Raw genomic sequence first — 21,782 nt, forward strand, 5'->3', positions numbered from 1 at the left:
ATCTAGCTGCTAATCGAAGTCATGCCGCGCTCGTTACTGAGGCTTGAGCAAAGGCAGACAAGGCTCCTTTTAGCATAGCAGAGACGGTGCTGCTACAAGTTCCAATTCCTGAATAGACCTCTCCATCAACATTGAGCTGAATATACGCGGCAGCATTGGCATTGGTTTTATTATCGTTACCATCATCAATATGCTGGGTACTAATAGCATGCTCTGCATAATTAATAATATGTAATGATTTGCCAGTGTGATGAGCTAAGCCATCGATGAAAGAGGATAACGGCCCATTACCATTGCCTTTAATAGTAATTGTTTCGCCATTCATTTGTACTTGACCATCGAAGAAGACCTCACCGCCTTTGTTGCTGACATTGTAGTCGAGTAGATCAAAATCCCCTTGCTGCAAGTAAGTGGTCTCAAAAGTCTGCAAGATCTCATCATTTTGCAATTCTCGAGCCGTCTGTTCCGCTTGCTTTTGTACTACTTTACTAAAGTCAATCTGCATCCAGCGCGGTAAATTAAAGCCATAATCGCGCTGTAAAATATATGCTACTCCACCCTTACCAGACTGGCTATTGATTCGTACCACATCTTGATAGCTGCGACCGATATGGGCAGGATCTATCGGTAGATAGGCCACATCCCAGAAGTTTTCGGTCTCATCAGCATGGTTTTCGTTATAATCAAGCGATTTCTTAATCGCGTCTTGATGAGAGCCGCTAAAGGCGGTAAAGACGAGCTCGCCCACATATGGATGACGCGGATGCACCGGTAAGTTATTGCACTCGCTGGCAACTTGGACGATCTCACTCATGTTGCTAAAATCAAGCTCAGGATCGACCCCTTGGCTAAATAAATTCATCGCCATAACCATCACGTCCATATTGCCGGTACGCTCGCCATTACCAAGTAATGTCCCCTCGATACGATCGGCGCCTGCTAGGACGCCAAGCTCCGCTGCCGCTACCGCACAGCCTCTATCATTATGCGTATGTAGGCTAACAATCACATGCTCACGTTGGGCTAAATTGCGGCAAAAATACTCTACCTGATCAGCAAATATATTGGGCATAGACGCTTCAACGGTCGCAGGCAAGTTAAAGATAACCTCTTGACCGTGTTGTGGCTGCCATACTTCGCAAACCGCGTCACAGACTTCTACTGCAAACTCGGTCTCGGTCTGACTGAAACTCTCAGGTGAGTACTGAAACACCCATTCAGTCTCCGGATACTTAGCAGCATAGTCCACTAGCAATTGCGCGCCCGCGACTGCGATCTCTTTGATTTCAGCTTGGGTTTTGCCGTAGACTTTTTCGCGTTGAATACGGCTAGTGGAGTTATAAACGTGAACGATAGCCCGCTTAGCACCTTTTAAGGATTCAAAGGTACGAGCAATTAAGTGCTCACGCGCTTGCACTAGTACTTGTAGCGTGACGTCTTCTGGTACGTGGTTTTCTTCAATTAACTGACGAGCAAAATCAAACTCAACTTGCGCGGCGGAAGGAAAGCCGATCTCAATATCTTTGAAGCCAACCTCAACTAAAGTCTTAAAAAAACGCATTTTTTGTTCAATGGTCATCGGATCAATTAACGCTTGGTTACCATCACGCAGATCTACACTTGCCCAAATTGGCGCTTTTTCAATCGTTTTATTCGGCCAAGTACGATCCGACAATAGCGGCGCAAAGGCAAATGGACGATATTTACGAAAGTCAAAAGCGGCATGCTTAGGGGTGATCTTGGCGGTGCGAGTGGTGGTTGCAGACATAACAGATCCTCAGTGGTATAAAGGGTGTCCCTAAAATAAATAGGGTGAGATCGATAGGTTGATAACCTAATAAATTAATGGCTTAAATGAAAATAAGTAACCCTTAGTCTTAATATTTAGCTGATAAAAGCTTAGCTTTATCATAAAACAAAACTACAAGTGATGCCATTATAATAACAAGGTTTACCAAGTGAAATACGGCTTAATTTTACATATTTATTATCAGTATTAGTGAATAATACCAATATTACCTTTATAATGAGCTAAAATCCCTAATTTTAGGATATATCATGTCTAATACGAATAATAACTCTATGACTCATAGCAATCAACTCGACTCCCCTCTCGATGAGATTGATAAGCGTCTACTGCAGTTATTACAGACGGACGCGCGTATCAGCATCACTGAACTGGCTGAGTGTGTTAACCTTTCGGCTACTCCTTGTGCCCGCCGAGTCAAACGCCTAGAAGATAGCGGAATCATAACCGGCTATCATACCCAAACCGATGCGCACAAATTAGGCTATCCACTGGCGGTGTTTATTGCTATTAGCATGGATCGTCATACCGCTGAGCGTTTTGAGCAGTTTGAGCGCAAAGTACAGAGCTTCGATGAAGTCATCAGCTGTAGCATTGTCACCGGCCGTACTGAAGATTATCTGATAAAAGTGCGAGTGCGGGACATGGCGCACTATGAAGAGTTTTTATTGCATAGGCTTAATCGTATCGAAGGCGTGGCACAAGTCCATACTAGCTTTGAGCTACGAGAGATATTCAATCGCAGCATCGTATAACTTTAGCTATCTAGCTTTGGCTTACGCGCTGGCGCTGTCGGCTGAATCCTAAAATCAATATTAGCCCAAGCAGCAATCCGATACCCGCTACTAGTAATCCACCGTTGAAACTATCCTTTGCTCCAGCTAAAGCAACGGTCACTAACGGACCTAAGAACTGCCCTATGGCATACGCCAAAGTCGCTAGACCTATCAATAGGTTAGAATAAGCAGGATTTATATTTTTTATAATATTCAAGGTCATCGAGACGATACCGACAAAGGTGGCCCCCAAAATAGCCGCATTGACATATAAGCCAAACGCCCCTGCGAACCACAACGGCACAAACATCCCTAAAGCTTGCAATAGAGTCAAACCGATTAAGGTTTTGGTCTCGCCAACACGTTTAGCCAATGCGCCCCACAGCGGATTAGAGAGCATAGCAAACACTCCAACCACTAACCAAATCAGTAGTCCTGCATGGGTCTGCGTAGGTAGCTGCTGCACTGCCATCACCGGTAAAAAAGTCGCTGAGGTGATGTAGCCAAACCCTGCTAACACATAGCTCAGTGACAATAATAAAACCGCTTTGCCTTGTCCAACCATCGCCTCATATAGCGAACGTTTAAAATTGATATAAGTCTGTCTCATAGAGGGCTGTGTGTTGATTATCGTATCATCTTGCAAATACCTATCGGGACGAATGGCATAGAGTAAAAACAGCAAAGGTAAACTACTAAGTCCTGCTACTAGCCAAATACTATAAAAATGTAGCTCGAGACTAAGGAGCCACCAAGTTAGGATGGCTGAGGCGCTAATCCCCACACCGATACCGGCATAATGCACCGTCGATAGTAAGGATCGCTTATGGTTACTAAAGCTTTGGATAATAAAAGAGGAGCCTAATATCATGCCAATACCGCTCGCAATTCCGGCGAATAAGCGGATGATATACCAAAGGCTTAAAGGTAGGTTTGGCAAAAACAAAAGTAAGGTAGTGACGATACTTAGTAAAGTACCCAGCATCAAGGCTCGCCACGTCAGACGATGAGGCACAAACATCGCTATCAATGAGCCAATAAAATAACCCACATAATTAACTGATGCTAACCATCCGGCGATCGTAGTGCTAAGCGAAAGCTCGCTCATAATATCAGGCAAAGTGGCGGTAAATAAAAAACGTCCATAGCCCATCACCACTGCTAGACAATAAAGTCCTATCCAAGCGATAACGGTTTCGTTGGTAATCGAAGGGATAAAACGAGACGGCGATATCTTTATCATAGCCGGCCCAATATCATAACTAAGCGCTTAAAATAAGCCCGCGTCATAGCAGTGCTCGTTGCAATGCTTGTTGCGTTCGTTTATGCCAGTTCTTGCTCACAACGCACCGTCCTTGGTGTTCATACCATTTTACATTTATACCATTTCAAAGACTCTAAATAGCGCTTTAACTCGTAGCTATTTGGCCCTATTCGCTAACGGTATCAGGCCGACCTAACATAGCGACTCTTTGATCGCTAAACATATCCATATCTGGTGCTAAGGTGCGCATAAAGCGGTCAAAATACAACAACTGCTTGGTCAACAAAGCAAAATCACGCGGGAAGTGAATGCCGTGGCGCTTACCGACTTCGACAATCTCCAGCATCATTTTATTGAGCTCGTCGGCTTGCTCTTTGGTATTGAAAGGAGTGCCGCTAGTGAAGGCGATATCTTCTGCCATAATCGTCTGCATCATGCGCTGTAAGTCAGTCGCTAACAAAGAGATATCTACATGACTTTCTTGTTTAGTCATCTCCATATCGACCATACACTGCGCCATTGCCTGATAATCATTATCCTGCAAGGCCTGCATCATACCCATGCAAGCACGCCAGCTCTGCGCTTTTAGCTTACCGACAATACCAAAATCTAAAAAGCCAATACGTCCATCAGTCAGTAGCATCAGATTGCCCGCGTGCAAATCAGCATGGAAGCTATTACAGAGCATAAGGCTGGCAAACCAAGTGTTCAAAGTATCCGCCATGACTTGCGCTGGATCATTGCAATACTGGCGCATCGCCCTCTCGTCAATCATAGAGACGCCATGCAATCGGCTCATCGTCAATACGCGCTTGGTGGTTAGCTCGTCATAGACCTGCGGCGCGACCACCCGAGTATTACCTGACACGCTTAGAAACTGCTGGAAGTCGCGAATATTCTTAGCTTCCGCGATAAAGTCAGTCTCAGCGAGCATGCGCAGACGTATCTCATCAATAATAGGCGCGATGCTCGCAAACTTCATCGACGGCATGAGCAGCTCAAGTAGCTTAGTGACGCCATGCAGCACCCCCAAGTCGGTCTGCATGATCGTCTCGACCCCAGGCTTTTGTACCTTGAGTACTACTTCATCACCGTTATTCAGACGTGCGACATGCACTTGCGCAATGGAGGCGGAAGCTAATGGTTGCTCCTCAATATTAGCAAAGCGATCTTCCAGCGTTAAGCCATCAACCGCTAACTCTTCGCTTAATACTTGTGCAATATAGCTATAAGGTAACGGTGTGGTTTGATCCAAAAACCCTTGGAAGGCTTCGACGTATTCACGCGGAAACAGTGAGGGTGTACTAGCGATAAACTGCCCTATTTTGATGTAAGTAGTGCCTAATTGCTCAAAGGTTTCTTTTAGCAGATACGCGTCAGGTTTTTCACCTTTCGCCACACGCAGCGCCGATAATCCAGCGACGCTCGCGGTCTGACGGATACGGTTGGCGACATTCAGACTATGCTTCAATAAATGCGGACGATATAATTTCATAACGGCTAACTGTCTTAATAAAATGTAAGAGAAAAGGGCTAGATGATAACAACTAAAAGCAGTTGTAAAGGTAATGATTTATAAAGGAATAGTTTATAAAATAGCGGCCATGACGTAAACCGTACAGAACTATAGCGCACATACCGGACAGCTGGCATCTTGACGATAGCCCATTAGGCGCTGCTGCATACGGCTACCATCCCATAGTAGTAGCTTGCCTGTCAGTGGGTTAGTGTTAAGCCCTAAGTACTGTAACGCCGCATTAGCTTGCAGATTACCCATTATCGCTGTGGTACTAGCAAGTACCCCAGAATTGGCACAAGTGCGCTCATCTACTGCTTCGTCCTTGGCGATAGCACCGAACACACAATGATAACAGCCGCTATTTAACTGCGGTTCATACAATGCCAATTGTCCTTGCATAGCAATCGCCGAAGCGCTAAGTAATGGAATCTGATAGCGCACACTGATACGGTTGATAATATCGCGAGTGGCAAAATTATCAGTACAGTCTAGTAATAGATCAGGCTTGCCAGCCGCCAGCTCTAATAACTCGTAGGCATTATCTAAAGTTAAACGTTCAGCCGTCCCTTTTGCACGGATCAAAGGGTTGATCTGATTGAGCATTTGCGCTGCGGTTAACGCTTTTGGCGCACCGATGTCGCTTGGTAAAAACAAGCTTTGGCGTTGTAAGTTACTGACCTCGATCACGTCATCATCGATGAGATGTACTTGACCAAGTCCTGCCCGCACTAGCGTCTCTGATGCCGGGCAACCTAAGCCCCCTGCTCCAATCATCACGACCCGAGAGGACTTCAAACGCAGCTGCGCGTCAATATCCCAGCCCGTTAATAATACTTGCCGAGCATAACGCAGTAACTCAGCGTCGGTGAGATTTTGGTTATCTTCAGAGGGTAGTTTAGTTGTCATTTTAGTTGTCCTAGGGTCACTCTCTCATTACCCCCATAGTCCTTAGCGGTTTTGATCGCCTCAAAGCCATTACAATAAAACATATCTCTAACCGCTTCGCCTTGATCATAGCCATGCTCGATGGCTAATAAGCCGCCTTGCTGTAAGTAGTTCGGAGCTTGCTCTACGATATGCTCAATATCAGCCAAACCTTGATTGGGCGCGCTTAAGGCGCTGATAGGTTCAGCTTTTAACCTTTGCAAATGCTTATCAGTCTCGTCAACATAAGGAGGGTTAGATACGATAATATGAAAGCGTTTTTTAGGGTCAATCGCTAGCTGCTCATACCAGTTGCTTTTGATGAATTCGACATTATTCAACTGATTGTCGCTAGCGTTTTGCTTAGCAGCGCTTAGTGCCTCTGCTGATAAATCAACAGCGACGACTTGCCAATGTAACTGTTTTAATTCATAAGCAAGACTGATAGCAATACAGCCAGAACCGGTACCTAAATCTAGCAAACGTTTAGAACCTTTATTATTGGCAATCGGATTACTCTCAATCCATTCCAGCACTTGCTCAACCAATACTTCGGTATCCGGCCTCGGTATCAGTGTATGCGCGTTTACCTTAAAATCAAGCGACCAAAACGCCTGCTGTCCCGTTAAATAAGCTAAGGGTATGCCCTGCCGCATCTTTTTAATACCCGCATTAAACTTTGCAGATTCGCTATCGGTCAACTGATAGCGCTCATCGGTCAGCAAAAATAGCGCCGGTTTATCGATGACGTGCAGCAGCCAGTCGGTAATCCAAAATGTCGGCACTGCTAAAGACTTTGACAAGGCTGACGCTTCGATCTTGATTTGCTTTATGCTCTGTATGTGCTGCGCAGTCATAGGCCGCTCTTATCTACTACTTAACATCGATTATAATAATAAAAACCTCAACGACTACCCTACTCAGTAGCTCGCGGTGGTTCTTTGGTCTGCGTTAAATTAGGGTTGGCTTTGGTTAAATCAAGCCCTTTATCAGCGCCATTATTACTCATACCACGACTATTATCACTATCATAATCGTCATTATCACCAATGATAATATGCTTATCGACATAATAAATTAATGCCAAAATAGGAATGCCAAGAGCAAAGGTAAACAAAAAGAAGAACGGATAGCTAGTACTATCAACGATAGAACCTGAATAACCGCCTATGACTTTGGGTAATAAGGTCATTAAAGAGGAGAATATAGAATACTGCACTGCGGTGAAACGAATAGAAGTCAGCGCCGATAAAAAGGCAATAAACACCGCGCTAGCAAGGCCTGCAGCTAGATTATCCAAAATAACAGCCAGATACATATAAGGCAAACTACCCGGATGATAAGTAAGCAAAATAAACAGTAAATTGGTCACACAAGCGAGGACCGCACCGACCATCATCGCACGCATAATACGCATTTTTTGTGCCAATAACCCGCCCAAAAAACCACCGCCGATCGCCATGACGACACCAACTAATTTAACCGCATTAGCGATATCGACTTTGGTAAATTGCATATCCTGATAAAAGACATTGGAGATGACGCCTGCGACAATGTCAGAGATACGGTAAAGACCGATTAGCGCTAATAATAACAACGCCTTTTTGCCATAACGACGAAAGAAATCGGCGATAGGCTCGACCCAAGTGACCCGCGCAAACTCTGGCGCTACTAAGTTGGCTTTTACTAAACCATAGCCGATACCTATAGCCGCGGCTAGACTAACCGCCATACGCACCACTTCCAACACAAACCCTGTAAATACTCCTTCGACCTCAGGTAATACTGCGCCTGCATTGGCAAATACCAGCACAAACCCTATCACAGAAATCGCAAATACTAACACCAAACGCGTGTAGTCAGACGTCTCACGCTGCACTAGCACTTGTTGACTGACAGGCTCATGAATGACTAAGGTCGTAATCACCCCAACACCCATGACACCCGCCATAATCCAGTAAGTATTGCGCCAAGCCTCGTAGCTATACAGCGCCTCAGTTGAACCAAAATAGTCCGCTAAATATAAAGCGCCCGCGCCAGCAACTATCATACCTAAACGATAACCGGTGACATACATAGCCGACAGTACCGCTTGCAAGCTTGGCGGAGCCAGCTCAATACGATAAGCATCAATGACGATATCTTGCGTCGCTGATGAAAAGCCTAAGAGTACTGCGCCTACCGCCATCAAAAATAGACTGCCTTCATTAGCGGGATTGACGCCTGCCATAATACAAATGGCAGTGATAATGAGTAGCTGCGAGACCAATATCCAGCTACGCCTGCGGCCCAGCATCTTAGTCAATATAGGCAGCGGCACTGCATCAATAAGCGGCGCCCAAATAAACTTGAAGGCATACCCAAGCGCCGCCCAACTGAACATCGTTACGACACTACGGTCAATCCCAGCTTCGCGTAGCCATAAAGAGAGACTGGAGAAGATAAGTAAAATAGGTATGCCCGCTACAAAACCTAAAAACAGCATAATAATGGCGCGGCGATCGAGATAAGCTTTTAAGCTCTCGCTCAATGACTTTTTTTCAATCGATGGCTTTGGTGTAGAAGGTGGTACAGGTTTGACAGCTGACATAATAAGTTACCAAAACTTGAAACAAAAAAGGTTTCGTTACAAAATTGAATTATGGTACTTGAGAACATCATCTATGACTAGAGATATTTGCAGCTAATTGCTTATATGCGATGCTTTGTCTACCTATCTTATCTTATTGTTAATACATGGTGATATCAACTATCGCTACTGTTTATATCACTTCATGCTTGGATAATGTTTATCAAGGTTTGTTTGTGGATGTTCAGCTAATCTAATAGTTTCGACAACTTATATTCCAAAATAGTATAAATAGATTACTATCTAGTATATACAAGAATAATAACTATGATTTACACTAGCCGCAGATATGGTTTTAAAATTTTGGGGAATAAATTATGGCAATCGACGTAGTCGTCAATCAGCGACACTTGCAAATTCAGCTGAAACAGCTTGAGACGGTTTGGCATACCGTCATCAATGGCTATAATTTAAGCCAAGCGGCAACCGTACTGCATACTAGTCAATCGAGCTTATCAAAGCACATTGCCGCGCTTGAGAATCAACTAAAAACCGATGTCTTTATTCGTCAAGGCAAGCGTCTAACTGGCCTGACCGATATGGGCACTGCGCTACTTCCCCATATCGAAGCTATCTTTGCTGAGATTCGCACGATTGAAAACCTCAGCCTTGATTATAATAATCCTAATACCGGTACGCTAACGATTGCCACTACTCATACGCAAGCGCGTTATGTGTTGCCGCATGTGGTAAAAGCGTTCAAAGAGCGCTTTCCTAAGGTGAACTTGATTCTGCAGCAGGCTGATCCTGAGACTATCGCGCAGATGGTCATTCGCGGGCAGGCTGACATTGGTATTGCTACCGAATCTTTACTACATAATAACTATCTACGCTGTCATCGCTACTACGATTGGACGCACCGCATTATTGTCCCCAAGGATCATGAGCTAGCAGGTTTAGAAACTATAGATCTACCGACGCTTGCCAGCTACCCTATCGTCACTTATCACGGCGGCTTTACTGGTCGCGGTGCAATCGACAAGACCTTTAGCGATGCAGGCCTTGAGCCTGATATCGTTCTAGCGGCTCTTGATGCCGATGTGATTAGCACCTACGTAGGTCTTGGCTTAGGTATCGGTATTATCGCTGAGATGGCGTTTGAGCCAAGTCACTACCATAATCTTACCGCCATACCTGTCGATCATTTTGGCCGCTTTACGAGCTGGATGGCCGTGCGTGATGATGCTGAAGTTCGCCAGTATGGTCGTGCTTTTATAGAGCTGTGTCAGCAGCAATTTGATCACAAAGGGGTAGTTTAATAAAACCTGTATAAGGTGCACCCTTGCCATTTTAGATTTGTTACCCTCGTTAACACAGCCCTTTATAAACTTATGATCTGCCCCATTATATAGAGTATCAAGCGCTCAAGCTTTCTATAAGCAGCCTTAAACGATAATAAAAAAGACTGCCTAAAGCTTATTCACGCTTATCACTACTCAATAATAGGTGAAATATGACCAACAGTAATACTGATACCATTCCTTTATCATTTTTAGATTTAGCCCCTGTACCCGAAGGTAAAACCATAGCTGAAGGCATCGCCCAAACCGTGCAAACGGCGCAAAAAGCGGAAGAAGCCGGCTTAAACCGATATTGGATGGCTGAGCATCATAATATGGCGGGTATTGCGAGCGCCGCGACCTCTGTACTTCTGTCACATATCGGCAGTCAGACTGAGCGCATTCGTATTGGTGCAGGTGGTATTATGCTGCCAAACCATGCACCGCTTGTCGTCGCTGAACAGTTCGGTACGCTACAAGCGCTATATGGCGATCGCGTTGATTTGGGCTTAGGCCGTGCACCGGGTACTGATGGCGCGACCTTTCAGGCGCTGCGTCGGCAGATGAAAGATGCCGAGCGCTTCCCGCAAGATGTGCAAGAGCTGATGTATTTTTTAGGCGATAATACCGATAGTAGTCCAGTACAAGCTTTTCCTGGGGCCAAATCAAAAGTGCCGGTGTGGATTTTGGGATCTTCGACTTTTGGTGCGACATTAGCGGCGCATTTAGGTCTGCCTTATGTGTTTGCTTCGCACTTTGCTCCGCAAATGATTGCTCAAGCGATCAAAGCTTATCGCGACAACTTCAAACCTTCCGTTTATCTTGATAAGCCTTACTTGATGCTAGCGGCAAACTTACTGTTAGCCGATGACGATGATACGGCAAATTATCACTTTAGCTCAGCGCAGCAGAGTTTTGTACGCTTGCGCCGCGGAGAAAAAGGACAAATGCCAAAGCCTGTGGCTAATATGGGTACTATTTGGAGCCCAGCAGAAAAAGCGATGGTCGATAGTGCCTTATCAGTTTCTTTCATAGGCTCGGTCGAGACAGTTAAGCCTAAGCTTGCTGCTTTTATCGACCGCTACCAACCTGACGAGCTCATTGTTACCGCTAACGTTTATGACCAAGCGGCTCGCCTACGTTCATTCGAGCTAATATCTCAGTTAAATTTGTTTACTTTACAAGGTGATGCAGCCGTTGCATAATAACTGAAAGCATTGATTGGAAACCTGACATGGAAGCTACTCCTGTGATCGCTGCATCGTTGTTTATTGGAAGCTCTATATTTTTGTATATAGTTGCTTTTATTATCGTTCTCGTGTTTTTTGGTTATTTAACTTATCGTGTCAGCCCAAAAGGTAAATCTCGGCGTGAAGAGCGACGCAATCGTAACAAACGCCATTAAGCAAACTCTTTAATTTTAGCGTAAATAAAACCTCCTACTCGCTAGAGCAGGAGGTTTTTTAATCGTTATTTTTAATTATTTATGCTTATGCTATTTATGGTCAGGCTTTTTTACCCACTTGCCATTATCATTTTTATGATAGACGTTTTCGACTGCAGCCCATGCAGTGGCAAACCAACGCGACTCGTCATCATATTGCTCGCTAGCACTATTGAAAGCGGCTTGAAAAATCTCTTGCGCGTGTTTAGGTAAGTTATCTTTTACACTGTCAGGTAAGTTTGATAATTTATCGTATGGCATCATATTTTCCTTTTTATTTCAAATGTTGATTTATATTAAAAAGGAAAAGGCCATACCACTATAAGGTTTTAGTTAAAGCCTGTAGGCTTTTATAAATGTAAGGTTTTTAGATTATAATTCCTATCAGTACGCTTACATCAATCCAAACGTTCGCAATACCGCCGCCCCTATCGCCATCCCAAACAATCCTACTACTGTCGTGAATGCCAAGATATTTGCCGCTAATATATCATTACCACCCATTGCCTTGACCATCACATAGCTTGCCGCGGCGGTTGGTGATGCGACCATCAAAAATAACACCCCCATATGCACGCCCGTTAAACCAAAAGCTAAGCCAACGGCAATAGCGAGTATTGGCGCAATAATAATACGGCCAAAACTTGCCTGCATTGATAAGCCTGACAGACTGAGCATAGATTTGAGATTGATACTCGCGCCCGCACAAAGCAGCGCGAGCGGCAACGCCACTGCTGCGAGTAAATCACCGGTATGATGAATGACCGAAGGTACAAGCGGTAGCGGCAAAGCCTTGTAAATGAAAGCGGCCAGTAGCGCTAAAATAAGCGGATTAGTAAATACCTTTTTTATCACCATCAAGCTGCGGCTCAGGCGGGTATCATCTAAGCTTTTTGAGACGCGGCTGAGAGTAATGACCGCTAGGATATTAAACAAGATAGTGACGATGACCATATAGACCGCGCCGATACTCAGGCCAATATCGCCATAAGCGTTGGCAACGGTTGCCAGGCCGATAATCGCCATGTTGCTGCGAAAGATACCTTGGACGAAGACACCTTGATCGGCGCTAGCGGTGATAAAGCGCTTGGCATAAATCTCGCTGCCAAAAAATAAAATAAAGGTAACGACTACCCCTGCTGTTATTAAAGTGACTTGCTTAGCATAATCAACCTCACTATCGACCACACTGAAGAATAGCAAAGCTGGCAAGCAGTAATTAAAAACAAAATAAGAGGCTTGATCGATAAACGCTTGGCTGACTTGTCCGCGTTTTTTCATAAAAAAACCCAACCCCATCAAGAAGAGGTTGGGTAGTACGATAGTAATAGCAAAAATAACCGCAGCGATCATAAGTGACTCACGTCAATAAAACGTTAACTCATGGTTTTTAGACAAGGCTTTTAAGTAGCCTTGTCGCAATAATAAAAACCTATGACTCCAATGCCGACTTAGCTTTTTTCTGCTTTTTAACTGTCATCGCGAGCAACTGGATAGCAGCAGGTGTGACCCCACTAATACGTCCTGCTTGCGCTAGCGTGGCTGGACGTACTTTACTGAGCTTTTGCACAATTTCGTTAGACAACCCAGAGACAATATTATAGTCAAAATCTAATGGTAGCACAGTATTCTCTAAGCGCTTCATTTGTGCGATATCTTCCTGCTGACGATCGATATAGCCGGCATATTTGACCGAGATTTCAATCTGTTCTCCAACTTGCGTATCGACTTTTGAATCGGTAATAGCCGCGATATCAGCGAAGTTGATTTGTGGACGCTTTAGCAAGTCGTAGGCGGTTGCTTCTTTAGATAACACTTCCCCGGTTTGCGCGGCGACTTGTTTGCCTAAATCATTAACAGGGGTCGCCCACATGTCTTTGAGACGCGCCGATTCGCTAGTTATGGCCTCCATCTTCTGCTCATAGGCTTGCCAGCGGTTATCATCGACCAGACCTAATTTACGACCGGTCTCAGTCAAGCGCTGATCAGCATTATCTTCGCGTAGTAGCAGACGATACTCAGCACGGCTGGTAAACATTCGATACGGCTCAGTGGTGCCATGAGTGATCAAATCATCGACGAGCACGCCCAGATAAGCCTCATCACGGCGCGGCGTCCACGTCTCATAATTGCTGTTATTAGTGGTCTCCAAAGCAGCATTAGTTCCTGCTAGTAGCCCTTGCACGCCAGCTTCTTCGTAGCCGGTAGTGCCATTGATCTGACCGGCGAAATAAAGCCCATCAATAGACTTAGTTTCCAGCGTCGGCTTGAGGTTTTGCGGATCAAAATAATCATACTCAATGGCATAACCAGGGCGAGTAATATGCGCGTTCTCAAGTCCTTTCATACTATGAATAAACTCAAGCTGTACATCGAACGGCAAGCTGGTTGAGATACCGTTGGGATATAGCTCATGAGTAGTGAGACCTTCAGGCTCAATGAATATTTGATGACTATCTTTATCGGCGAAACGATGAATTTTATCTTCAATCGATGGACAATAACGTGGGCCCACGCCTTCGATCTTACCTGAGAACATCGGCGAGCGATCCAGACTCTCACGAATAATGTCATGAGTACGCGCGTTGGTATGGGTAATGTAGCAATTAACTTGCTCAGGGTGCATTTGGGCATTGCCCATGTAGCTCATCACTGGCAATGGCGTATCGCCCGGCTGTACGGTCATGACACTAAAGTCCACCGTGCGCGCATCGATACGCGCTGGTGTGCCCGTCTTAAGGCGACCCACAGGAAGTTTTAACTCGCGCAGACGATCGGCAAGTTTAATAGAGGGCTGATCCCCTGCGCGGCCGCCTTTAGAGTTCTCAAGACCGATATGTATGACCCCGCCTAAGAAGGTTCCTGAGGTCAATACAACGGTCTGAGTTTTAAAAATAATACCGGTTGAAGTCACAACAGCGGTCGCGCGACCATTCTCTACTAAAATGTCGTCTGCGCCTTGCTGAAATAAATCAAGATTCGGCTGATTCTCAAGGGTATGACGAATAGCCGCTTTATAAAGAATGCGATCGGCTTGCGCTCGCGTGGCACGAACTGCTGCACCTTTACGACTATTTAGCACGCGAAACTGAATGCCCGCCTTGTCGGTCGCCAAAGCCATAGCACCGCCTAACGCATCAATCTCACGCACTAAGTGCGATTTACCGATACCGCCGATAGCAGGGTTACAGCTCATCTGGCCTAAGGTCTCGATATTGTGCGTCAATAGCAAGGTCTGCGCACCCATACGCGCTGCTGCTAGAGCGGCTTCGGTCCCCGCATGACCGCCGCCGATGACGACTACGTCGTAATGTTTTGGGTATTGCATTTGTGCCTCGCTTGATAGATATCGACCCAAAAATAAGGACATCAACATCTATCGTATTCAGTGATTTAAAAAATGGTTAGAGAGTTGAAATTGGTGCTAATTATAACAATTTTTAGTCGGAATTAGTGAATCGCATTAATCAAACTTTATATTCTTACCCGCGCTAAGTGGCACGATCTGATCGGAATGACCACTTACTAGCATATGCTGACTACCATGACCTTCTGGATTAATTTGTAAATAAGCATTCATTTGACCAATCGCTTCGCCATCATCAGTTGCCAGTATTTTCTCTTTAATCAAATCGACAGGCGGTAGCGGCAGGTTCTTTAATAAGGCCAAGCGCTGCTCATTGTCGCCTTTGTTGACGACAATATCGATAAGCTGACGCGCATCGACCGGTAGATCTGGCGTATTTTGTGCGAGCAATGCCAAATGATAAGCACCCGCTGCATCTTGATCAGCGACGATACGCTGCTCGATTGCGGTATAAGTACCCTCTGTCGCACCGCCTGCGACGCTGAGCTGGTGAATACATCTGAGTGCTGAGAAGTCTTCGTTGTTTGCCATCTCAATAATGCGCGTTGATTCATTCTTTAGATGCTCGCGTCGTTTTTCTAAAGCGGCATCTTCATAAGCTTGTGCATTCGTTTGATTAGTCATAATACCCTCTTATTGTTTATCTCGTTATGCAGCCATATATGGGGATAAATACGCCAAAAACAATAAAGCCTGAGTCAGCAGGGCATGGCTGACTCAGGCTTCGACTTCAAAGCTTAGTGTTGTTACAGGTTTTTACTCAAGATTTATATGGTATCCATACAATCTTGTTGATAACTAGGCCGCCGGGCTATTGGCTTCAACTAACGGCTTAAGCTCGCCTGATTGATACATCTGCAAGATAATATCTGAGCCGCCCATAAGCTCACCATCGATCCATAACTGCGGGAAAGTCGGCCAATTAGCCACTTTTGGCAAGGTCGCGCGAATCTCTGGATTTTCTAAGATATTAACAAAGGCAAACGGACGACCGATTTGGGTTAATACTTCGATAGAACGCGCTGAAAAGCCGCATTGCGGAAACTGCGGTGTGCCTTTCATGTAGATCAATACTTTGTTGTCTTTAATTTGATCACGAATCAATTGTTCGACATCGTTGGCAGCGGTATTTGGGGTTTGCTCGCTCATAAAAGCTCCTATTAACGGCGGTTATTAAAGATATTGCTTAGCGTTATGTGCTACATGGGGTAGAGATAACTTTATTGCAAGCCGTTTGACTGCAATTTATTTTTGTAGATTATTTTTGGTTAGGCATCGGATGCTTAACTGATTACTTAACTGAATATTTAAAAGACAGCTTTTTTCTCAAATAGAGCATTGAGCTTGTTTATAAGCCTTATTTTAAAAATTTATTATTAATAACTATTCTTAAAAACTAGCCTTTAGGACTTATCAGTCATTAAAAGGACTACGGCACTTGCCATGATGCCCTCTTGGCGACCGGCAAATCCTAGCTTTTCAGTGGTCGTGGCTTTGACACTGATATTGCCAATATCAGTTTGCAGATCGCTTGCGATATTAGTCCGCATCGCTTCATTATACGGCGCAAGCTTGGGGCGCTCACACATCACGGTAATATCAGCATTACCAATCTTGTAACCAGCATCGATTATTTTGCCATACACATAACGCAGTAACACTCGAGAATCAAGCCCAGCATGCGCGCTATCGGTATCAGGGAAATGCTGACCGATATCACCCATCGCCAGAGCGCCAAGCAGAGCATCTGCGAGTGCGTGCAGCACCACATCGCCGTCCGAATGCGCCAGCAAGCTATGGGTGTGTTCAATCGGTACACCCGCTAGTATCACGTATTGCTGCTGTTCACCATTATTATGAAAAGCATGCACATCGATACCTTGACCTATTTTTATCATAATTATTATTCCAATTTTCCAAAATGAATTTATTATTTAAAAATGCGCTTCGTTATATAGCAAGTCAAAATATTCAAAATCTAAAAAACAGCTATTGAGTTAATCAACTGAGTTTTCGAGCGTTTAAAGGGCAAGACACGCCACTGATTTGAATTAACTGGTATAATATGACGCCTATATTATCACAAATTGTTGAGCGCTCTTTTTATGCCCGTTACGTCAACTATGCAAAATACTTCTACCGCCATGCTCGAGCTTATTCACGCCCATCGCGCTTTAAACCTTGCTGACATTCCAAACCCAAGTCAGGTGCGAGTGATTGTAGGTATGTCAGGCGGTGTCGATTCGTCAGTATCAGCCGTTCTCTTACAGCAAGCAGGGTTTATGGTCGAAGGTCTGTTTATGAAAAACTGGGAAGAGGACGATGGCACCGAGTATTGCACTGCTATGGACGATCTGGCGGACGCGCAAGCAGTCTGTGACAAAATCGGTATGAAGCTGCATACCGCCAACTTTGCGATGGAATACTGGGACAGAGTTTTCGAGCATTTCTTAGCAGAGTATCAAGCGGGTCGTACCCCCAACCCTGACATCTTATGTAATAAAGAGATTAAATTCAAAGCCTTTTTGGACTATGCATTAACCTTAGGCGCTGACTATATCGCCACTGGCCACTATACACGTCGCAGCGTCAACTATACCAATGATAACGACGTAGAAGTGGCGCAGCTATTACGTGGTCTTGATAATAATAAAGATCAAAGTTACTTCTTGCATGCGGTTGGCGGTGACAAAATCGCTAAGACTTTATTTCCTGTTGGCGAGCTTAAAAAACCAGTCGTACGTCGCATCGCCGAAGAGCATGATTTAGCGACCGCAAAGAAAAAAGACTCAACGGGTATCTGCTTCATCGGTGAGCGTCGTTTTAAAGACTTTTTGCAGCAATACTTGCCGGCACAAAAAGGCGAGATCGTCACTGATGATGGTCATGTTATCGGTCAGCATGATGGGCTAATGTACTACACCTTAGGACAGCGCGGCGGTATCGGTATCGGCGGCGTAAAAGATCGTCCTGAGGAGCCTTGGTTTGTGCTCGCCAAAGACTTAGATAATAACCAGCTAATCGTTGGCCAAGGTCACGAGCATCCGATGCTCATGAGTACTGAATTACAAGCTTATAAAATGGACTGGGTCGATGGTCTTGCGCCCAAAGCTGTTTTTACTAGTGAAGGCTTAAGCTGTATGGCAAAGTCACGCTATCGTCAGCCTGATCAAGCGTGCCGTGTGTTTGCTATCGATGAGCAAGGTCTGCAAGTAAAAGTCGTCTTTGATGAGCCGCAGCGCGCCGTAACTCCTGGTCAATCGGCCGTGTTTTATATCGATGAAGTGTGCTTAGGCGGCGGGGTTATTGAGTCTATCAATGCGCCGCGCTCAATAACGTCTGACTCATAAATAATTTTGTTGCCTTAGGATATTTCATGAGTTATCGTTTTTCATCTATTATTTCTTCTAAAAAGATTTCAAATGAGACTATGAAATACCCTATTGCATTTGCTGTAGCTATTGCTTCTTGTCAAACCTATGCAGCGCCATCGCCAACGGGTTTTGGTACGTTTACTCGTGATGCAACCCCGAAAGCTGGAAGCGTCGTCTCTGGTCGTTATACTACCCTAACAGGCGCTAAAGGTACCTATACTATCTCAGCAGGCGTTAGTATAGGTTATAGTGGTAGAACCTTTGCCGTTGGTAATAACGGCGTTGAGATCAAAAATGAGGCCGATACTAATATCGCGAATGATAGCTTTACTTATACCTTTGCGATTACTCCTGATGATAATACTGCTATTCATACTATAAAGATTGGTCAAGCAAGCTATACCACAGGAGGTAACTCGGAGGTTGCGCGTCATACGCTTAGCTATACGCCAAGCTCTGCTATTGACGCTCCTAGTCGTGTTTACGTCAAAGAAAACGCAAGTGTTCCTTTTTATTACCAAGCGATGGGCGACTACTTCATGGGTAGAAGAGAAACCTCTACTTCTGACAGCTTTGTTTATAATGACCCTAACACCCTGCCTTCACCACAACTACGTGCAAATAGTAATAGTGAGTTATATTTTTATCGCTTAGATTTCCTCAACGGTACTAATCTAGGCAATAACAGATTTAGACCTAGCACTAATAATAGTGGTCAAGTTAGTATCAGAAACAACGCCAATGGCTTTTTGCCTAGCCCTGCAACCTTTACTAACATCCTAAAATCAACCTCAACTAATCCTAACAATCAAAATACCTTTTCTCCACTATCCGTCGGTGCCAGTAGCAGCAATACTCGAAACGTACAATATATCAGTTATGGTATTGCCAATGCTGATAGTAGTTATGTGGTAGCGGTTGAAAATACCAGTTCTGTTGAGCTGACCTACGAAGGCATCATGAAGGGTAGCAACGCTATCCCAGGGGAGACTATCGGTGAGACATTTAACGAATGGATCAGTTTCGGGGTCGAGAGCGAACTAGTCAATTATAAGTTTTCCGGATCGGTATATAACGACAACGGAAATATAAATGATCAATTTGCAAAAGACAATCCCGATACAATAGGCGGTGTCTATAATAACGAGCAGTATTTTAACGGTATTTTTGATAGCAATGAGTCAGGTATCGCCGGTAGTACAGTTAGCTTGGCAAGTAACTGTAACAGTTCCACACCCAATATTATTGCCAATCAAACGGTGACGGCAGCGAATGGTAAGTATAACTTTATAGTCCCAATCAGAACGATTAATAATAGCAATTCTATCTGTATCATCGAGAATGACAATAGCAACTATCCTATCCGTACTACCATCGCTAAACAACCTATTTCATTTAATACTAATCAGTACCTTTATGAAGATATCAACTTTGGCAGAATTATAGCAGCCAATAAAGCCTTGGTTCTTTTAAAAGAACAAGCCGTTAATGATTGTACTATCTCAACATTGATGCCTTCCTCGCAAAATAATCTCAGTTATAGTAAAAAGGAGTTGGAAGGTGTAGATCCTGGACAATGTATCGCTTATAGAATCACTGCGACCAACCGCGCCAATTTGCCAATCACTGACTTTGTAATGCAAGATGTTCTACAAAAAGCTGGTATCAACAATGCGACTGTCACTTCGGTACTGGCCAATCCAGCACGTACATCAGGCGATTTTAATGACGGCTTAAATGTCGGTGAAAATGGCACTGTTAAAACCGTACCTTTAGCCTTAGACGCAAAAAGCCAACGTAACTTTTATTTTAATACTAAATACGGTACGACCACGACGCCCTAATTAAAGGCTGACATCAATAGATTCCTTTATTAAATCTGTATTTCTGCTATATTACGCGCATCAAATTTAACCACTCACTTATGTAGCGATTTTCAATGGCTATAACTTTTGCAGTTTTTAATTTCATAACTATTTGAGGCATGACTATGACTCCACTTACCGCACTCTCCCCTATCGATGGTCGCTACGCGTCAAAGGCCGATAGCTTACGCCCCTATCTATCAGAGTTTGGACTAATAAAAGCCCGCGTCACCGTTGAGATTCGTTGGTTACAGTCTTTGGCAGACAATCAAGCTATCGGTGAGCTGGTCGCATTTGATGATGAGACTAATGATTTTTTAAACAGTATTGTTGATAATTTTAGTGAAGACGACGCGCAAGCAATCAAAGATATCGAAGCGACGACCAATCATGATGTTAAAGCGGTTGAGTACTTTATTAAAGATAAGTTCCGCGGTAATCAACAACTAGAAAACAGCTTAGAATTCATCCACTTTGCCTGCACCAGTGAAGATATCAATAACCTATCGTATGCATTGATGCTGAAAGATAGTCGCGAGCTGGTAGTTGCCAAAATGCAGCAAGTCACCGATAGCATCGTTGATTTAGCGGTTACTCATGCTGACCAGCCAATGTTGTCACGCACCCATGGTCAAACTGCCAGCCCAACGACCCTCGGTAAAGAGGTGGCAAACGTGGCTTACCGCTTAGCGCGTCAAATCAAACAAGTCGGTCAAGTCGAACTATTGGGTAAAATTAATGGCGCAGTTGGCAACTACAACGCGCACTTCTCAGCCTATCCTAATGTAGACTGGCAGACGCATGCTGAGCAGTTTATCGATCAGCGCTTAGAGCTAAGCTTTAACCCTTATACCACGCAGATTGAGCCGCATGATTATATTGCTGAGCTGTTCGACGTGGTTAAACGCTTCAATACTATCTTAATCGATTTTAACCGCGATATCTGGCAGTACATTAGCTTAGGCTATTTTAAGCAGCGTCTAAAAGACGGTGAAGTGGGCTCATCCACTATGCCGCATAAAGTCAACCCTATCGACTTTGAAAACTCAGAAGGCAACTTGGGCGTCGCTAATGCCATGCTTGCCCACTTAGGTGAGAAGCTACCTATCTCGCGTATGCAGCGCGATTTATCAGATTCTACAGTACTACGTAATATCGGTGTCGGCCTTGCGCAAAGTATGATTGCTTATGATGCTTGCCTAAAGGGTGTAGGGAAATTAGAAGTCAATCCTCAGCGTTTAAATGATGATCTTGAGCAAGCACAAGAAGTATTAGCAGAGCCCATTCAAACCGTGATGCGCCGCTATCGTGTTGAGAACCCTTATGAAAAATTAAAAGCCTTAACTCGTGGTAATGCGATGACACGTGAAGCGATGCTCACCTTTGTAGAGAGCGATGAGCTGTCTGCCGTTAGTGACGCCGATAAAGAGCGCTTACGTAACCTAACGCCTGCCACTTATACCGGTAATGCTGCAGAACAAGCACGGTCTATCAATGACTGGATTGCCAAGCTGTAGTTTATGATTTAATTTA

Annotated in this window: 19 protein-coding genes; 7 read left to right on the forward strand and 12 right to left on the reverse strand. The window is 44.4% G+C overall.

From position 1 onward, the window contains the following. Positions 1 to 19 precede the first annotated feature (19 nt). Positions 20 to 1,768: a 2-isopropylmalate synthase gene (gene leuA, locus ACS8E3_RS08800; protein WP_439243320.1), complete on the reverse strand. Its 1,749-nt coding sequence runs from the start codon at positions 1,766 to 1,768 to the stop codon at positions 20 to 22. 314 nt (positions 1,769 to 2,082) lie between these two features. On the opposite strand from leuA, the gene ACS8E3_RS08805 reads away from it, so the two are divergent. Continuing rightward, positions 2,083 to 2,562, forward strand: a complete 480-nt coding sequence (locus ACS8E3_RS08805) for an Lrp/AsnC family transcriptional regulator (RefSeq protein ID WP_439243468.1) — start codon at positions 2,083 to 2,085, stop codon at positions 2,560 to 2,562. 10 nt (positions 2,563 to 2,572) lie between these two features. Here ACS8E3_RS08805 and ACS8E3_RS08810 read toward each other — a convergent pair whose 3' ends face one another. From ACS8E3_RS08810 to ACS8E3_RS08830, 5 genes are all read right to left on the reverse strand, one after another. Next, positions 2,573 to 3,826: a YbfB/YjiJ family MFS transporter gene (locus tag ACS8E3_RS08810; protein ID WP_439243322.1), complete on the reverse strand. Its 1,254-nt coding sequence runs from the start codon at positions 3,824 to 3,826 to the stop codon at positions 2,573 to 2,575. A 187-nt stretch (positions 3,827 to 4,013) separates the two neighbouring features. Continuing rightward, on the reverse strand, positions 4,014 to 5,342 hold the full coding sequence (locus ACS8E3_RS08815; protein WP_439243324.1) for an ABC1 kinase family protein: 1,329 nt from the start codon (positions 5,340 to 5,342) through the stop codon (positions 4,014 to 4,016). A gap of 129 nt (positions 5,343 to 5,471) precedes the next feature. Continuing rightward, complete coding sequence (locus ACS8E3_RS08820) at positions 5,472 to 6,272, reverse strand: HesA/MoeB/ThiF family protein (RefSeq protein WP_439243326.1); 801 nt, start codon at positions 6,270 to 6,272, stop codon at positions 5,472 to 5,474. After that, entirely contained in the window at positions 6,269 to 7,147 is an 879-nt protein-coding gene (gene prmC / locus ACS8E3_RS08825) for a peptide chain release factor N(5)-glutamine methyltransferase (protein ID WP_439243328.1), read from the reverse strand. Before prmC ends, ACS8E3_RS08820 begins: the two co-directional genes overlap by 4 nt. Positions 7,148 to 7,206: 59 nt before the next feature. Continuing rightward, entirely contained in the window at positions 7,207 to 8,880 is a 1,674-nt protein-coding gene (locus ACS8E3_RS08830; RefSeq protein WP_439243330.1) for an AmpG family muropeptide MFS transporter, read from the reverse strand. Between the two features lie 356 nt (positions 8,881 to 9,236). Here ACS8E3_RS08830 and ACS8E3_RS08835 point away from each other — a divergent pair, with 356 nt between their 5' ends. From ACS8E3_RS08835 to ACS8E3_RS08845, 3 genes are all read left to right on the forward strand, one after another. Continuing rightward, a complete protein-coding gene (locus tag ACS8E3_RS08835; RefSeq protein WP_439243332.1) occupies positions 9,237 to 10,178 on the forward strand; it encodes a LysR substrate-binding domain-containing protein in 942 nt (313 codons plus the stop codon). A 194-nt stretch (positions 10,179 to 10,372) separates the two neighbouring features. Continuing rightward, a complete protein-coding gene (locus ACS8E3_RS08840; protein WP_439243334.1) occupies positions 10,373 to 11,404 on the forward strand; it encodes an LLM class flavin-dependent oxidoreductase in 1,032 nt (343 codons plus the stop codon). Between the two features lie 29 nt (positions 11,405 to 11,433). After that, on the forward strand, positions 11,434 to 11,604 hold the full coding sequence (locus ACS8E3_RS08845; protein ID WP_439243336.1) for a hypothetical protein: 171 nt from the start codon (positions 11,434 to 11,436) through the stop codon (positions 11,602 to 11,604). Between the two features lie 90 nt (positions 11,605 to 11,694). Here the strand turns inward: ACS8E3_RS08845 and ACS8E3_RS08850 are convergent, their stop codons facing one another. From ACS8E3_RS08850 to ispF, 6 genes are all read right to left on the reverse strand, one after another. Then, positions 11,695 to 11,904 (reverse strand): ChaB family protein, encoded by a 210-nt coding sequence (locus tag ACS8E3_RS08850; RefSeq protein WP_439243338.1) that lies wholly within the window; start codon positions 11,902 to 11,904, stop codon positions 11,695 to 11,697. 132 nt (positions 11,905 to 12,036) lie between these two features. Continuing rightward, positions 12,037 to 12,996, reverse strand: coding sequence for an AEC family transporter (locus tag ACS8E3_RS08855; protein WP_439243340.1), 960 nt, complete (start codon positions 12,994 to 12,996; stop codon positions 12,037 to 12,039). Positions 12,997 to 13,075: 79 nt separating this feature from the next. After that, on the reverse strand, positions 13,076 to 14,971 hold the full coding sequence (gene mnmG, locus ACS8E3_RS08860) for a tRNA uridine-5-carboxymethylaminomethyl(34) synthesis enzyme MnmG (RefSeq protein ID WP_439243342.1): 1,896 nt from the start codon (positions 14,969 to 14,971) through the stop codon (positions 13,076 to 13,078). A gap of 135 nt (positions 14,972 to 15,106) precedes the next feature. Next, positions 15,107 to 15,634, reverse strand: a complete 528-nt coding sequence (locus ACS8E3_RS08865; protein ID WP_439243344.1) for a hypothetical protein — start codon at positions 15,632 to 15,634, stop codon at positions 15,107 to 15,109. A 174-nt stretch (positions 15,635 to 15,808) separates the two neighbouring features. Continuing rightward, a complete protein-coding gene (gene grxD, locus ACS8E3_RS08870; RefSeq protein WP_439243346.1) occupies positions 15,809 to 16,159 on the reverse strand; it encodes a Grx4 family monothiol glutaredoxin in 351 nt (116 codons plus the stop codon). Positions 16,160 to 16,413: 254 nt separating this feature from the next. Then, positions 16,414 to 16,917: a 2-C-methyl-D-erythritol 2,4-cyclodiphosphate synthase gene (gene ispF / locus ACS8E3_RS08875; RefSeq protein WP_439243471.1), complete on the reverse strand. Its 504-nt coding sequence runs from the start codon at positions 16,915 to 16,917 to the stop codon at positions 16,414 to 16,416. 237 nt (positions 16,918 to 17,154) lie between these two features. On the opposite strand from ispF, the gene mnmA reads away from it, so the two are divergent. The 3 genes from mnmA (at position 17,155) to purB (ending at position 21,766) form a co-directional block, all read left to right on the forward strand. Then, a complete protein-coding gene (gene mnmA / locus ACS8E3_RS08880) occupies positions 17,155 to 18,360 on the forward strand; it encodes a tRNA 2-thiouridine(34) synthase MnmA (protein ID WP_439243474.1) in 1,206 nt (401 codons plus the stop codon). Between the two features lie 80 nt (positions 18,361 to 18,440). Continuing rightward, positions 18,441 to 20,228, forward strand: coding sequence for a hypothetical protein (locus ACS8E3_RS08885; protein WP_439243348.1), 1,788 nt, complete (start codon positions 18,441 to 18,443; stop codon positions 20,226 to 20,228). 146 nt (positions 20,229 to 20,374) lie between these two features. Then, entirely contained in the window at positions 20,375 to 21,766 is a 1,392-nt protein-coding gene (purB, locus tag ACS8E3_RS08890) for an adenylosuccinate lyase (protein ID WP_439243350.1), read from the forward strand. The last annotated feature ends 16 nt before the right edge of the window (positions 21,767 to 21,782 follow it).

The organism is Psychrobacter sp. 2Y5 (assembly GCF_051847375.1).
Classification (GTDB): Bacteria; Pseudomonadota; Gammaproteobacteria; order Pseudomonadales; family Moraxellaceae; genus Psychrobacter.